At 45.2% G+C, this 14,855-nt stretch carries 12 protein-coding genes; 8 read left to right on the top strand and 4 right to left on the bottom strand.

From position 1 onward, the window contains the following. Nucleotides 1-4: 4 nt before the first annotated feature. From R7M72_RS03645 to R7M72_RS03610, 8 genes are all read left to right on the top strand, one after another. Nucleotides 5-3,097, top strand: a complete 3,093-nt coding sequence (locus R7M72_RS03645) for a tetrathionate reductase subunit A (RefSeq protein WP_262584523.1) — start codon at nucleotides 5-7, stop codon at nucleotides 3,095-3,097. Between the two features lie 277 nt (nucleotides 3,098-3,374). Beyond that, nucleotides 3,375-3,938, top strand: coding sequence for a c-type cytochrome (locus R7M72_RS03640; RefSeq protein ID WP_373920870.1), 564 nt, complete (start codon nucleotides 3,375-3,377; stop codon nucleotides 3,936-3,938). 8 nt (nucleotides 3,939-3,946) lie between these two features. Continuing rightward, nucleotides 3,947-4,999, top strand: a complete 1,053-nt coding sequence (locus tag R7M72_RS03635) for a c-type cytochrome (RefSeq protein ID WP_017633872.1) — start codon at nucleotides 3,947-3,949, stop codon at nucleotides 4,997-4,999. A 303-nt stretch (nucleotides 5,000-5,302) separates the two neighbouring features. Further along, on the top strand, nucleotides 5,303-6,634 hold the full coding sequence (locus R7M72_RS03630) for a paraquat-inducible protein A (RefSeq protein WP_017821655.1): 1,332 nt from the start codon (nucleotides 5,303-5,305) through the stop codon (nucleotides 6,632-6,634). Then, on the top strand, nucleotides 6,627-8,273 hold the full coding sequence (gene pqiB / locus R7M72_RS03625) for an intermembrane transport protein PqiB (RefSeq protein ID WP_017821656.1): 1,647 nt from the start codon (nucleotides 6,627-6,629) through the stop codon (nucleotides 8,271-8,273). The genes R7M72_RS03630 and pqiB overlap by 8 nt, the downstream gene beginning before the upstream one ends. After that, complete coding sequence (locus R7M72_RS03620; RefSeq protein WP_053306607.1) at nucleotides 8,273-8,851, top strand: membrane integrity-associated transporter subunit PqiC; 579 nt, start codon at nucleotides 8,273-8,275, stop codon at nucleotides 8,849-8,851. Before pqiB ends, R7M72_RS03620 begins: the two co-directional genes overlap by 1 nt. A 102-nt stretch (nucleotides 8,852-8,953) precedes the next feature. Next, a complete protein-coding gene (locus tag R7M72_RS03615) occupies nucleotides 8,954-9,727 on the top strand; it encodes a hypothetical protein (protein ID WP_005385811.1) in 774 nt (257 codons plus the stop codon). 206 nt (nucleotides 9,728-9,933) lie between these two features. After that, complete coding sequence (locus tag R7M72_RS03610; RefSeq protein WP_033905728.1) at nucleotides 9,934-10,173, top strand: hypothetical protein; 240 nt, start codon at nucleotides 9,934-9,936, stop codon at nucleotides 10,171-10,173. A gap of 60 nt (nucleotides 10,174-10,233) precedes the next feature. Here R7M72_RS03610 and R7M72_RS03605 read toward each other — a convergent pair whose 3' ends face one another. The 4 genes from R7M72_RS03605 to R7M72_RS03590 form a co-directional block, all read right to left on the bottom strand. Beyond that, the gene (locus R7M72_RS03605) at nucleotides 10,234-12,072 is read right to left on the bottom strand and encodes an extracellular solute-binding protein (RefSeq protein WP_017633867.1); all 1,839 of its coding nucleotides are present in this window, start codon (nucleotides 12,070-12,072) and stop codon (nucleotides 10,234-10,236) included. Nucleotides 12,073-12,571: 499 nt separating this feature from the next. Continuing rightward, nucleotides 12,572-13,273 carry an orotidine-5'-phosphate decarboxylase gene (gene pyrF, locus R7M72_RS03600; protein WP_005376667.1) on the bottom strand — a complete coding sequence of 234 codons (702 nt, stop codon included), beginning with the start codon at nucleotides 13,271-13,273 and terminating at the stop codon, nucleotides 12,572-12,574. Nucleotides 13,274-13,357: 84 nt separating this feature from the next. After that, nucleotides 13,358-14,533: a lipopolysaccharide assembly protein LapB gene (lapB, locus tag R7M72_RS03595; protein ID WP_005376665.1), complete on the bottom strand. Its 1,176-nt coding sequence runs from the start codon at nucleotides 14,531-14,533 to the stop codon at nucleotides 13,358-13,360. A gap of 18 nt (nucleotides 14,534-14,551) precedes the next feature. Next, nucleotides 14,552-14,848 carry a LapA family protein gene (locus R7M72_RS03590; RefSeq protein WP_005376663.1) on the bottom strand — a complete coding sequence of 99 codons (297 nt, stop codon included), beginning with the start codon at nucleotides 14,846-14,848 and terminating at the stop codon, nucleotides 14,552-14,554. Between the last annotated feature and the right edge of the window lie 7 nt (nucleotides 14,849-14,855).

Raw genomic sequence — 14,855 nt, 5'->3', positions numbered from 1 at the left:
CATCATGGATAACAAACGCCGTCAGTTTTTGAAATCAGGCATTGCAGTGGGTGGGCTTGGCGCATTCGCTGCGGGTTACGCCACCACCACCAAACACATGGTCGAGGGTGCGCTCGAAGGCACTGCGGGAGAAAAAACGCGTGATATTCACCACGGTAACTCGCTTGAACCAGAGTACACGGTCAACAGCAAAGGCAACCTAATCCCTAATCCAAATCAGCGCGTTGCGCCATCGATGTGTTTTGGTTGTTGGTCACTGTGCGGATTGCGTGTACGCATTGATAACCGCAGCGACGAGATTTTGCGCATTACTGGCAACCCATATCACCCACTCTCTCATCAGCAACACATGCCGTTCGAAACGCCAGTCAAAGATGCTTATTTAAGTTTGGCAGGAGAAGCGGGCCTTGACGGCCGTTCGACCGCCTGTGCAAGAGGAAACGGGATGCTAGAAATTCGCAACAGCCCGTACCGCATTACTCAGCCGCTGAAACGAGTTGGCAAACGCGGCGAAGGAAAATGGATTCCGATCAGCTACGAGCAATTGATAAAAGAAGTCGTTGAAGGTGGTGATTTATTTGGTGAAGGCCATGTTGATGGCTTACGCGATATTCGCGATTTAACAACGCCCGTTGATCCTGAAAACCCAGAATATGGACCGAAAGCCAACCAATTGTTAATGACCAACGCAGGTAACGAAGGCCGAGACGACATATTCAAACGCTTCGCGTTCAACAGCTATGGTACGCGTAACTTTGGGCATCATGGCTCTTACTGCGGCTATGCATTTCGTGCTGGCAGCGGCGCATTTATGAACGATTTAGATAAGAACGCACACTTAAAGCCAGACTTTGATAATGCGGAATACATCATCTTCATCGGTATGTCGCCAGCTCAAGCGGGTAACCCTTTTAAGCGTCAGGCGCGCCAACTCGCCAATGCGCGAACAGAAGGCAGCTTGGAATACACCATCATCACACCAAGTTTGCCGGCGGGTTCATCGAGCTTGGCAGCAGGTGACAATAACCGCTGGATACCAATCAAACCGGGCACCGACTCTGCCCTCGTGCTTGGCATGATCCAATGGATCATCGAAAACCAACGCTACAACAAAACCTTCTTGGCGCAGCCGGGGGCAAACGCGATGAAACGAGCAGGCACCGCGCACTGGTGTAATGCTACACATCTAGTGATAAGCGATGAGCAGCACCCGAGAAACGGCACGTTTTTACGCGCATCGGATATGAATCTGCCATTCGAGGGCGAAGCGTTGTCTGATTCCGACCCGTACGTCATCGTGGATGATCAAAGCGGCGAATTTGGTGTGCATACCCAGACAGGAGAGGCGGCACTGTTTGTCGATAAAACGGTTTCGCTTGCATCAGGCGAAGTGCGCGTAAAATCGTCTCTACAAAGGCTCAAAGAAGAGGCGTTCAAATACAGTCTTGCGTTCTACAGCCAACAATGTGAAATCCCTGTCGAACAAATTGTTGAACTAGCAAAGCGCTTTACCAGTCACGGAACAAAAGCGGTGGTCGATACCCACGGTGGCAACATGCACACCAATGGGTTCTATAACTCGTTTACCATCATGATGCTCAATGCGTTGATTGGTAATATCAACATGAAAGGCGGCGCGATGGCGAAAGCGGGTGGCTACCCAACTTCCGCTGCGGGTCCTCGTTACGACTTCACCAAATTTGCTGACAAAGTCGGCCCGAAAGGCGTCTTTTTGTCGCGCAGTAAATTCCCATACCACAAAACCAGCGAATACAAACGTCGCGTTGAGGCAGGAAAATCCCCTTATCCAACTCGCGCCCCTTGGTATCCGTTTGCCGCGCCACTGCTGACAGAACACCTATCTGCGGCTATTGATGGTTATCCATATCGCGTTAAAGCGTGGATCAACCACATGGCGAACCCGATGTATGGTGTACCCGGTTTGAAAACACTGCTGGAAGACAAGCTTAAAGATCCAAAGCAGATCGGTTTGATTGTGTCTGTTGATGCATTCATTAACGAAACCACCGCGTTGTCGGATTACATTGTGCCGGACACCGTTACTTACGAAAGCTGGGGCATGGCAACGCCTTGGCACGACGTTCCGGTGAAAACCGTCACCGCTCGTTGGCCGATAGTGGAAGCGAGAACAGAGAAAACCGCCGACGGTCGCTCGATTTGTTTAGAGAACTTCCTGATTGATGTTGCTAAGAAAATGCAGCTGGGCGGTTTTGGTGACAATGCAATTCAAGATGCACAAGGCAACTGGCACGCTCTCCATCACGCCGAAGATTTCTATTTGCGAGCTGCGGCAAACTTGGCTTATGTGAAAGGCGGCGTGCCTGAAGTTTCGGCAGAAGACATTGCATGGTCAGGCTTAGAGCGTTTAATGCCAGCGATGCAAAGAACGCTAACAGCGGATGAGATGAAACGAGTGGCGTTTATTTTTGCTCGCGGCGGACGCTTTGAAAATGCAACCGAAGCGTATCAAGGTGAGCAAATGAAGCACAAATGGACACGACCTGTCGCGATATGGAATGAACGTGTCGGCAGCGCAAGAAACACCATGACCGGTGATTTCTACACGGGTTGCCCAACATGGCATCCACAAAAACTGGCCGATGGCACACCAATGGAAGACCAGTTCCCAAGCTCAGAATGGCCTTTCAGCCTGACGAACTTTAAATCCAACATTCACAGTGCGGTATCCAATCTATCGCCAAGGTTGAACTCGATTAAAGGCGTAAACCCAGTGTACATCCATCCAATCGATGCCGAGCGCGCAGGCATTAAAACGGGTGATGAGTTTGTTATCGAGACACCATCTGCAAGCACCAAAGCACTTGCGATGATAGTCAGCGGGATTCGCCCTGGCACACTCGGATTTGAACATGGGTTTGGTCATACCGAGCTAGGACAACGCTCGCACTGGATCGGCGATAAACAGCAACCAGTAAAAACTCGCAGCCAAGATGGCGTCAACATTAACGACATCGGATTAATTGACCCAACCCGAGAAGGGAAAGGCGTGTTGTTAGATTGGGTGGTAGGAGCCGCGGCTCGTCAATCATTACCAGCCAAAATCCGCAAAGCGTAACGCCGCACGTTAAGACGTCTCTACCACTTAGAGCTGCCGATTTGTGCAGCTCTTCACCACTTTGTTTTTATCGCTTATAGAACAACCAATAAAAACAAATACGGCCATTTACACTTATTAAATATGTGGAAATCCACAATACCTTTCATTATTGACAAGGCCGACAATATCGTCCAAGTGACTACCAAGTAGCACTTAGACATATTAATAAAAATTAAAGTGAGTCAGCATGTCAAAAATTCTTCCAGTGGTGGTGGCCTGTTTGTTAGCAACCACTATGGGCGCAAGCGCCTCTTCTATTCCGGAAAAAGCCAGCGTATGTAGCGGTTGTCACGGCCAAGATGGCATGGGACAGCCAAATATCGCGCCGATGATCGCTGGTTTAAACGCGAACTATCTCAACACTCAAATCGAACTATTCCTTAGTGGCGAACGCCAAAATGTGGTCATGCAAGGCATGGCGAAGGAACTCAACGATCCCGCAGACCGTAAGGAAGTTATGGAGTACTTTGCTAACCTCCCGAGCTACGAGTTCACGAATCCAGAACAACGCGGCGACCAAGCTGATATTCGTAACCCGTATCGTAAATTAATTTTCCAAGGCGATTGGGATAGAAATATTCCAGCTTGCGCAACTTGTCATGGAGCCAGCGGTATGGGCGTCGACAAGTTCCCTCGCCTCGCAAGCCAACATGCTGATTACTTAAAAACGCAATTGATGGCATGGAAAAACGGCACTCGCAGTGGCGACCCGCTCAATATGATGGGGACCATCGCAAAAAATCTCACTGACAAAGAGATCGAAAATCTTGCTTACTACTTTGCCTCATTACGTTACTAGGAGCAGTCATGAAACGTTTCTATTCTTTGTTCGCACTGCCTTTCATTTCTACGCTCGTACTAGCTAACGATCCATTACCGGACCGCCAGAAAGAGCTACCTGCGATAGAAAAAGAAAATCACGGTGAATACTTAAAACCGCGTGATCTCAGCACAATCCCAAACACCGCATTTGGTGAGCAAGTAAAACGCGGTTACTCGCTCTTTGTTAACTCACAACAAATGCGCGGAAAATACGTTGGCAACGAACAAAACTGTGTGAACTGCCATATGGAGGCAGGACGAAAAGCAAACGCTGCGCCACTGTGGGCAGCTTACATGGCATACCCGGCATATCGTAAGAAAAACGATCGCGTAAACAGCTATGCTGACCGTATCCAAGGTTGTTTCGAGTATTCCATGAACGGTAAAGCGCCCGCTTACGATTCGACAGAAATTGTTGCCCTTAGTGCTTACGCCTACTGGTTAGCGATGGGCGGCTTGCTTGACAAACATGGTATGACGGATGAACCCATCCCAGAGCTAGACGCAAAAGCGTTGCAAATTGGTGGAAAAGCAAAAGACTTTCCGTTGCCTGAAGCCATCGCACAAGCATTACCAGTTGAAAAGCGAGGTAATCTCTCTGGGCGTGGCTACCCAAAAATCGCCGCCCCTGAGAAAGAACCATCAATAGAGCGAGGCGCATTGGTCTACGAAAAGAACTGTGAAACTTGCCATCGCGCCGACGGTTCAGGCATCAAAGACACCAACGACCATTCATACATTCCACCACTTTGGGGCGAATATGCGTATAACTGGGGCGCAGGTATGCACCGGATTAACACAGCGGCCTATTTTATTTACGAAAACATGCCGCTTGGTAAAAGTGTACAGCTGACAGAGCAAGAAGCTTGGGATGTCGCAGCATACGTCAACAGCCATGAGCGTCCACAAGATCCTCGATTCAAAGGCAATGTCACCGCAAACGCGGAGAAATATCACCAGCACCAAGGCTATTACGGCAAAACGCTCAACGGTACGCAAGTCGGCTCCAATGCCTTTAAGAGCGGAACGGTCAAGTAAAGTACAACTAAGTACCTTAAATAAAATGCTCTTTTTCCCTGCTCTGATTATCTGGGCAGGGTTACTTACCCTTAAAAACAAGTAATTACCCCCCTCCACAGACAAGCAATATCACATTATTTTCGACTTCCAACATACTCATCTTCGCCGTAAAATCTTGTACCAAACGCGACTTCGTTTATGTCTTAGATCTCCCATATCCTCTAATGCCAAAAGTAAGAAACTCGTAAACTCCTGAATCAAAACAAGCGTGCCTAGTGAAAAAAGAGTATTCTTAAAGCAAATGAATCTAAAACCTACCCGATGAGTATTCAACCTAATTCCCGTCAGTTAATTTCATGCGAAGAGTGCGGCCTTGTTGTTCGCATTCCCGATATCGAACAGGGGCAAAAAGCACAATGTCCTCGATGTTCGCATTCGCTGACTAAAGTGAATGCCAAGCCTTACCAAAGCGTGATCGCCATATCATCGGCATGTTTGATCATGTTAGTGCTAAGCATTTCTTTCCCTTTTATGTCGTTCAGCGTGCAAGGGTTGTCGCAAGAAATCACCTTGTTGCACGCTGCCAAAATGCTGGCTGAGTTTCAAAATGTGCTTTTGGGTGTGCTACTACTCGCAACAGTTATCGTTTTGCCTGCAATCTATGTTGGTCTCATTCTCTTTCTTCACCTTGAAGCATTAAAAGCACGTAAACATACCCCCTCTAGAAAGCAGCAACGAATGGCAAAAGTTTTATGCCGTCTTCTGTTTCGAGTCGAACCCTGGTTAATGGTGGATGTCTTTTTGATTGGCGTGTTGGTCAGCTTAATTAAAATCGCTTCCCTCGCAGACATAGGAATGGGCACTTCATTCTGGGCGTTTTGTGTATATACCGTTCTGGTAGTCAAATGCATATCAATGGTCGACAAAAGCTGGCTCTGGGGGCACTTTATTCCAGCTATCGAGCTATCTAATGTAAAAGAGGGTGATACGCACCATAACCACAACCATATTGGTTGTCATACGTGTCACCAGCTCAACCCTATTGAAGCTAAGAAACACCAACACTGCATTCGTTGTAAAAGCCCTATTCACAAATACAACCCCGCAGACAACTTACAAAAAGCTTGGGCGCTTTTGTTTGCTTCAGTCATTTTCTATATCCCTGCAAACCTCTACCCTATGATGTACACCGTAAGTCTTGGACATGCAGAAGGTTCGACTATCATGGAGGGGGTAATATTGCTTTGGCATTTAGGTTCTTACCCTATTGCGATGGTAATTTTCTTTGCTAGCGTATTTATTCCAATGGCGAAAATGCTGGCACTCGCGTGGCTGTATTACAATGCGCAAAAAGCGCGATATCTTCCGCACGAAGAGAGTATTTCACGCTTAAAGATCTACCGCATAACTGAGTTTATTGGCCGTTGGTCCATGATCGATATCTTCGTCGTCGCGATCTTAGTTGCACTGGTTCAGCTGCAAAACTTAATGGCGATTTATCCAGGTCCTGCTGCGCTCTCTTTCGCGGCAGTGGTCATTTTTACTATGCTTTCTGCAATGATATTTGACTCACGTTTGTTGTGGCAATTGCCACAAAACGAAGTGCAGGAGCCGATTTCTGACAACTTAAACGAGAAAGCCAAATATGAGTGATGAGAACAACGTAACCGCTCAAATAAAACCGCAAAAGCAGATTTCTGCGATATGGATTGTCCCGATCCTTGCGCTAGCCATGGGAGCGTGGATGCTGTTCCAATATATCAACAGTACAGGCCCACAAATTACTCTCCAACTGCCAACCGCAGATGGGATTGAGGTTGGCAAAACCGAAATCCGAGCATTGAATGTAAAAGTCGGACTGATTACTGAAGTCACTCTCAGTGAAAATTACGATCACATCATCGCTAAGGCACAAATGAACAAGGATGCAGAACGCATGCTGCGAGATGACACCATGTTTTGGGTTGTGAAGCCTCGTATTGGCCGTGATGGCGTTTCAGGTTTAGAGACCTTGCTCTCTGGCGCTTATATCCAACTTCAGCCGGGTAAATCTAAGATAGAGAAAGAGCGCTTTACGGTCTTAGATGTTCCCCCAGTCGCCTCTCCTGATGCAGAGGGGTTACGCCTTGTGTTAACACACCGCGAGGCTGGTAAGCTAGGCGTTGGTGACCCCGTCATTTATAAAGGCTTTACGGTTGGTCGTGTAGAGAAAACCAGCTTTGATGTTGACACTCGCAAAGCGTTATACCAACTCTTTATTTTCAAGCCTTATGACAGCTTAGTGCGCACTCGTACCAAGTTCTGGCTGAATTCTGGCGTAGATTTACAGCTCAACGCTGAAGGGTTCGAAGTCAAGTTTGGCTCATTAGAGAGCATGCTAACGGGTGGTGTTACCTTCGATACCGTTCCAGGTCTTGAATCCGGTGAACAGCTCACTGAAAATATGGTCAACTTCCGCTTGTACGATGATATTAAACAACTTCGAGAAGGCATGTACGATGATTATATTGAATTCGTTATGCTTTTTGATGAATCGGTACGAGGACTTAAACGTAAGGCACCTGTCGAATATCGAGGCTTGAGAATTGGTACTGTGATGCGTGTACCAATGCGACTTCCAACCCCAGAAGAGAACTTTTCTGCGAAAAAAATCCCTGTATTGGTACGAATCGAGCTCGGCCGTGTTTATGGCGATTTCCAATCCCAATCTTTACCAATGTTAAAAGATAAATTGAAGAGTGAGTTTGCTAAAGGCCTACGTGGTACTTTAAAAACAGGTAACTTATTAACAGGCGCACTGTATGTTGACGCCGACTTCTATCCAAACGACGAGCCTTACGTACCGAGTAAGTTTGCTGATTTAGATGTTTTCCCAACCATGCGTGGTGGTTTTGCGCAGGTTCAGCGCCAAGTGAACGACTTCCTAAATAAGATTAATAACTTACCAATGGAAGAAACACTAGACTCTCTCAATTCAACGTTAAAAACGTCCGAAAAAACGTTAGCTTCAGCAGAACGCGTGGCGGACAGTATTGATAAACTTTTGAATCAAAAAGAGACGCAAGAGATCCCAACAGATATTCGCCAAAGCTTACAGCAATTACAAAAAACACTCGATGGTTATGGGCCCAACTCAACCATGTACAGCGAAATGGAAGCCACGCTAAAAGAATTAGAAAGCGTAATGACAGAGTTTAAACCCGTACTTAAACAGCTAAACGAAAAGCCAAACTCTCTCGTGTTTGGAGAAGATGAAATCAGTGACCCAATACCAGTTAAAGGCAAAAACTAATGAAACGAGTATTCTTTCTGTCTATCGCGCTATTTGTCGGTCTAACGGGTTGCAGTAGCGCTCCGCAAACTAAAGGAGCTATGTACCTTCTACCTAAGGCGGAACCAGTGACGCTGAGCTCTTCTGATATCGCTCAGCGCCCAACTTTAGTTGTTCGTCCAGTGACATTGGCGAGTTATTTGAATGATAATAGCATTGTTTATCGAACCTCTGAGACCCAAGTTATTCAGGCGAAGCACAATCAATGGGCGCACAGTATTTCTGAGCAAATCACTCAGAGAGTCGTCGCGGAACTACGTCACAAGCAAAGTCATTACTGGCCGACTGAAATGAATAATCTGTTGGATCAAAGCGGTGAAGCCAAACTCCAGCTTACGTTAAATAAATTTAATGGCAGCTACAAAGGTAATATCGAAATTGAGGGAGAATGGTTGCTCATTAATGCCGAAGGTAAGGTCGAAAACAGTGCGCCAATACAAATCTCACAGCCGCTTCAAGATGAGGGCTATGAAGCGCTCGTCAACGCTTTATCCATAGGCTTAGAAAGCCTAACCTCAGACATTGCCAAACAACTCTAAGTCAATGTTAATTACAGGGAAGCAAGTTGCTTCCCTTTTTTATGCAGAGTGTAGCGACTTCTACTAAGCTGAAAGCTGACGAAAAGCCGAAAAGGAAATTGGATGAAACCATGTAACCTGCTATCACTCTCCTCACTCATTCTTGTATTACCTACATCAGTAGCGCTCTCAGCCGAGACACAAGAATCTCGTTGGCGAAATAGCATAGAAGTGTACATGCTAGGACTGAATATCCACGGGGATACCAGTATTGGTCGCTTTTCATCAGAGGTGGATGTCGATCCTAAGTTCATCGTAGACCACCTCGATATTGGGGCGATGTTGCGATTCGAGAGTATTTACCAAAGTAAGTGGGGCTACTACATAGATTATAGTTTCATGAACTTAAGTGGTGATGTTAATAATATCAAGGGCGCTCTGCCTAACGCTCGTTATCGTGCGGACATCGAAATACGGCAAGGTGTTCTAGAAGCAAAGGCATTCCAACGCGAACAATATTCATTTGGTAAACTGGATTATATGTTTGGATTACGTTGGTGGGACAATGACATCACCGGCAAGCTGTATCGTAATGATAACCGGGTACTAGAAGATAGACTGTCATTACAAGAAGATTGGGTCGATTTTTTAGTTGGCTTGCGACTCATTGATGAATTGAGCGAAAACTGGCGATTTCATGCCAGCATCGACGCCGGACTTGGCAACGATACTCACTTCACTTATGCCATTCAAACTGGTGTTCGTTATCGTTTTAACGAATGGTCTGATCTCAACTTAGCTTACAAGTCGACCTGGGTTGATTACAAAAATGAGGGAGTATTTGAATATGATACAGCTTCTCAAGGGCTTTTAGTCGGACTTGGCTTTTACTTTTGATCAGGTGAAACCCTAGCCTATATTCAAGCGTTGTAACGTGTACTAGCTCTAGGTACACGTCTAGTGTCGCGTTACAGATGCTTAAATAAGGCAAATTGATCTTCATCAGACTATAAATTGCTCTTCGGTGTTACTCTCTGTCGCAAAATGTAAAACCCCACTCTATGACCTCATATAGGTCTTATTGATAAGGTTCCCGAGTAGCAATGTCGATTAACATTTCCGATTTAACCACCGCCCTAAATAAGGTGGAGCATATTCATAAAGTTCAGCTTGAAAACGTACATCAGTTCTTCAAAGCAAACGAAGCTTTTTCGTTGCAAACATTCAGCCAGCTGATATCCAGCGACTCGCTTGATGATCGATTTAAAACCATCGATAGAGCGTTCTCTTTGCTTGGTGATGCAAAAACCTACCTTTTAGAAGTGTCTTACCTTATTAAGTAAAAAAGAAAGCCCCGATAAAATTCATTATCGGGGCTATCATTTTCTATCTAAACTACTGATTTACAATTTGTAACGATCATCAATTACCGTTAGTTCTGGGAAGGTTTTACCCTCGTCCATCGCTTCTTCTGTCTCTTCTTTTACTTGGTTATCAATCCAGAAATTACCGATATCCATTGGATGAAGCACCCATTCTGTCGCTTTTGTCATGCCGTTTTTAGGAATTTTAACCCAGCGCCAATGAGCAACTCGAGAATAAGGCACCATGTAGCCAGGAACGATGATATTTGCTTTGCTGACATAGTTTTGGATTTGATGCGACAAGTCGTAACGCTTCTCCTGATCAAACTCAGAGTCATACGCTTCAATTAACTTGTCTAGCTCAGGGCTGCTGTAGTTGGTGTGAGCATTCGTTTGTGGTCGATTTGCATTATCCGAGTGTAGGTATTCCCAATACGCAGGGATCTCACCAGAGCCCATATTCAAAAACGCTAGCTGATGCTTTTTCTCAAGAATGTATTTAAACGCAGATGAGCCATCCACCAAGTTTAACGTGAACTCAAGACCAGCAAGTTTCGCTTGCTCTTTCAGGTATGCAATACGCGGTGTCCAAGAGTTGTATCCGTAGGTGATGGCAAAGCTCAAGCGTTGGCCCTTGTCGTTAACACGAATACCATCTGCGCCCACTTTGTCAAAGCCCGCTTTTTCGAAGTGTTTAACCGCCGCATCAGCATCAAACTTTGGCGGTGTATTGTTAGGATCATCGTATTCGCCATGACCAAAGCCGAGTCCATGCGGTTTACGTGAATAATCTCCACGCATGATGTTTTCAATCATGCCGTCATAGTCAGTGGCTGCCATAACACCTTTACGCACTTCTAGGTTATCCAACATCGGCATCGCTGTGTTCATCCAAAGACCACCAGCTCCTTGCGGTGCTTCGTTAAAGCCCCAGTACTTTTGGATATAGCCTTTTTTGTACACATCACTATTGGTTTTGTCATGCCAAAAGCTTGGTAGCACCATCTCAAAGTAGTCTAAGTTGCCTTTCTCAAAGTGCTTCATGGCAATATCAGGATCGCGAATTACCTTAATGCGAACCTTTTCAACGTTATAACGGTTTTTATAGTAGCGGTTGTTGTATCCCCACCAATCTTCACCGACATGTTTGAATGTTACGCTCTTACCTTTCTTCACTTGATCAATGTAGTAAGGCGCTGCGGTTGGCTCAGATTTAAAGTTAAACTTTCTGACGAAGTTATCAGGCATGCCATCGTTATTTGCGTCCTTTTCTCCTTCAAAGAAGTGTTCAGGACGAGGCTGAAAACCATTACTTGGCATGTTAATCATAACCATAAGTGAGTCATGACTTTGAGCTACAGCAAGATTGACTTTGATCGTGTAGTCATCAATTTTTTCAACACTCACAATACTGTTTGTGAAGAAGTCGTTATACCACGGGTCGATAATGTCTTTTGACGTGTAGTACTTCATCATAAAGACGTAATCATCTGCTGTAATTTTTTCACCATCTGACCACTCGGCCGTTTCGTCGAGTTTAAAGAATACGGTTTTGTTGTCCTCTCCAAATGCCCATGACTTAGCAAGTTGAGGGATCCATTTGCCAGTATTTGGATGACGCTGAGCCAGTTTTGGTGAACCATCCATTAAGTATTGGCGCAAACCTGAGTTCGCATCTGGACCAACACTTCGTAATGTTTGCGGAAAGCTCTGAATGTAAGTGCGATAGGTGCCACCTCGTACCGCTTCTTCAGAGGCAAATAGAGGTTCGTTGTTGTTTGAAATCCATTCGATATCAGCTGGCAATTCTGCCGCACTCAGTTGAAAACTGGCAGCGGTCAGTGTTGCTAGTACTGAAAATGGCAGTTTTTTAGTCATGTTTCTTCCTTGTTGTGTTTGCGCACTAAGGTCGTAACAAGGAAGACAGCGTGTGAAAGCTCACAGAAAGCTGCGATTTAAAATACGCAGATAGGAAATAATAGGAACGTAATATGAAGTGACGTCCTGCCAGCTTCTATATTAATTTCAAAGAGTTTCACTAGGTCATCCTAGACCTTACAACGCAGTGAATGCATCTTCGCCATAGTATTCTTTAGACATTTGTAACGCAAGCCATCAATAACACATGGTTGCATTTTCGAGGCATCACAGTGAGTTATGTTACAAAAGTGTGATCGGCATAGTACCAAGCCCTACTTTACTCAGAATAAACCGCAGAACCTTTATCTCAATTGGCCCCGATATACCAGTTAAAGCGAGTAAATGATCAGACATAGCTGGTTAAAAGGAATGGTTGTTTACCGCGATCAGTATTTTCATTCGATGTAAAAAGTGAGGCATCTTAGCCTCACTTTTCTCCATACAATCGAGACAGTGCTTACATGTTAGATAAGCTCTCATTGATCGACTTCAGCACTTCTGCAGGATTTGACGCTTGAGTGATAGGGCGACCAATCACAAGATAATCTGAACCTGATTGGATAGCGTCTACTGGCGTCATGATACGGCGTTGGTCACCTTGTTCTGAGCCAGCAGGTCGAATACCAGGGGTCACTAACTTAAATTCTTGGCCTAGTTCGCTCTTCAGTAATGAGGACTCTTGCGCTGAACATACCACACCATCTAAGCCTGCGTTTTTGGTCAAGGTTGCTAGACGAATCACTTGCTCCTGAGGCGCAACATTCAAACCAATACCAGCTAAATCACTTTGTTCCATACTGGTTAGTACCGTTACACCGATAAGAAGTGGACGATCTTTACCATATGGCTCAAGAATTTCACGTGATGCCGTCATCATACGCTCACCACCGCTCGCGTGTACGTTCACCATCCATACACCCATTTCAGCCGCAGCGCGAACTGCTTTCGAACAGGTGTTTGGAATATCGTGAAATTTTAAATCTAGGAATACCGAGAAACCACGTTTATGGAGTTCACGTACAAAATCAGGACCAAATAGCGTAAACATCTCCTTGCCAACTTTTAGTCGGCATGACGCAGGATCAATTCTATCTACAAACGCAAGTGCATCTGCTTGGTTATCATAATCCAGTGCGACAATAACTTTTTGGTCGATCATTTCATCTCCTAACTGTTTTGGTTCTTATTAAATAAAAAGTTAAAAAAATGCAGCGGACAGAAACTCTGCCAGCTGCATTAAGAATTATTCACCATCCAATCCGCGGATTGGCTTGATCGTCCCCCATCCTTTACAGGACGGACAATGCCAATAAAGGGAATGGGTAGAAAATCCACACTTCCGGCATCGGTAATGTGGTTTCACTTTTAACTGTTCACCCACCATCGCTTGTAGTGTTGATAGGCTGTCTTTCGCTCGACCATCTTCTGCTTCTGCAATGTGGTAATCAATTAAACGGTAGAAGCCCTTCATGGTTGGGTTTTTCAGCAATTGTTTCGTCAGTAACTCTTGAGCAGCCCCAACGTTCTCGTGATGAGCAACTAATTGAGCCAACATCAACTCGGCTGATACGCCTGCTTTCTTATCAATACAAGCTCTCAGAAACTCGACAAGTTCATCTTCCTGACCCAGATGATGATAGCATTCTGCAATAGTTGGCAAGACATCACTGATAAAGTCTTTATCTTGCTCAAGTACCCCCGTCAGATATTTGATGGTGTGCTTATAGTCTTCAGACTCTAGGTAAATTCGTCCCAAAGCAATACTTGCTCGAACACACTTCGGGTCTTCCGCTAACGCTTTTTTAAAATGCTGTATTGCCTTATTAGTATTCCCATCAGCTTGGTCGAGCATGGCTATTTCACACCAAAAATGGGCAATATTTGCACGCATCCTTGAGCGTTTATTACCTAACTTAGCCAATTGGTTCGCGTAATAAATCGCCTTTTCCCATTCTCGTGTTTGCTGATAAATGGTCACTAATTGTTGAAGAGCCGCCTCTTTGTAATCTGGCTCTTCGACTAACTGTTCGAAGATTTTCTCTGCACGATCAAGAAAACCAGAGACCATGTAGTCTTTCGCTAACTGTTGAAGGGCGAGGTTCTTTTGGTCCAGTGTTAAGCCTGAACGAGAAATAAGATTTTGGTGAATTCTGATTGCGCGGTCGACTTCACCACGAGACCGGAACAGGTTACCCAACGCAAGGTGAGTATCAATGGTCTCGTTATCAACTTGGAGCAATTCAATAAAGTGATCGACAGCCTTATCTGATTGGTCAGAGAGCAGCAGATTAAGACCCGTCATATACTGACGAGAGATTTGATGAGATTGCTTCTGCTTGTCTTGCTGAGCGCTGCGATGCCCCATATACCAGCCATACGCAGCAGCTATAGGCAACAACAAGAAGAGTAGTTCAAGCATTAAAGTTAAGCCTTATCCTTATGCCTGTTTTTCAATGGCTGGCTTATCAGCAGCGTTGTTTGATTCAGTTGGTTCGTACTTTTTCAGTTTTTTCTTTAAACGACGGACCTGTAGCTGAGTTTTCAGTTGGATGCTACCAAAGATAACCCACGCTAAAGCAAAGCCAACCACAAATACTACACCTAATAGCGTAGATAAGTGGAACTCTCCTTTTGCTAGAAGATAGTTAAAAGTCACGAGCTCTTGGTTTTGGGAACCTAACGCCAATGCAATTAAAAAGAGAGCTAAAACAGCAACGATTTTTATAATTTTCATGTTACAT

This window comes from Vibrio sp. YT-18 (assembly GCF_033337345.1).
GTDB lineage: Bacteria > Pseudomonadota > Gammaproteobacteria > Enterobacterales > Vibrionaceae > Vibrio > Vibrio alginolyticus.
Note: the sequence above shows the minus strand (reverse complement) of the source record. Positions and strands in the feature narration are given on the sequence as shown.

Bases quoted from the DNA above. Each gene is read 5' to 3' on its own strand.
- R7M72_RS03615 (WP_005385811.1), top strand. From the start codon at position 8,954: ATGAAACCATGTAACCTGCTATCACTCTCCTCACTCATTCTTGTATTA.
- R7M72_RS03590 (WP_005376663.1), bottom strand. From the start codon at position 14,848: ATGAAAATTATAAAAATCGTTGCTGTTTTAGCTCTCTTTTTAATTGCA.
- pqiB (WP_017821656.1), top strand. From the start codon at position 6,627: ATGAGTGATGAGAACAACGTAACCGCTCAAATAAAACCGCAAAAGCAG.
- R7M72_RS03630 (WP_017821655.1), top strand. From the start codon at position 5,303: ATGAGTATTCAACCTAATTCCCGTCAGTTAATTTCATGCGAAGAGTGC.
- R7M72_RS03640 (WP_373920870.1), top strand. From the start codon at position 3,375: ATGGGCGCAAGCGCCTCTTCTATTCCGGAAAAAGCCAGCGTATGTAGC.
- lapB (WP_005376665.1), bottom strand. From the start codon at position 14,533: ATGCTTGAACTACTCTTCTTGTTGTTGCCTATAGCTGCTGCGTATGGC.
- R7M72_RS03605 (WP_017633867.1), bottom strand. From the start codon at position 12,072: ATGACTAAAAAACTGCCATTTTCAGTACTAGCAACACTGACCGCTGCC.
- R7M72_RS03645 (WP_262584523.1), top strand. From the start codon at position 5: ATGGATAACAAACGCCGTCAGTTTTTGAAATCAGGCATTGCAGTGGGT.
- R7M72_RS03610 (WP_033905728.1), top strand. From the start codon at position 9,934: ATGTCGATTAACATTTCCGATTTAACCACCGCCCTAAATAAGGTGGAG.
- pyrF (WP_005376667.1), bottom strand. From the start codon at position 13,273: ATGATCGACCAAAAAGTTATTGTCGCACTGGATTATGATAACCAAGCA.
- R7M72_RS03620 (WP_053306607.1), top strand. From the start codon at position 8,273: ATGAAACGAGTATTCTTTCTGTCTATCGCGCTATTTGTCGGTCTAACG.
- R7M72_RS03635 (WP_017633872.1), top strand. From the start codon at position 3,947: ATGAAACGTTTCTATTCTTTGTTCGCACTGCCTTTCATTTCTACGCTC.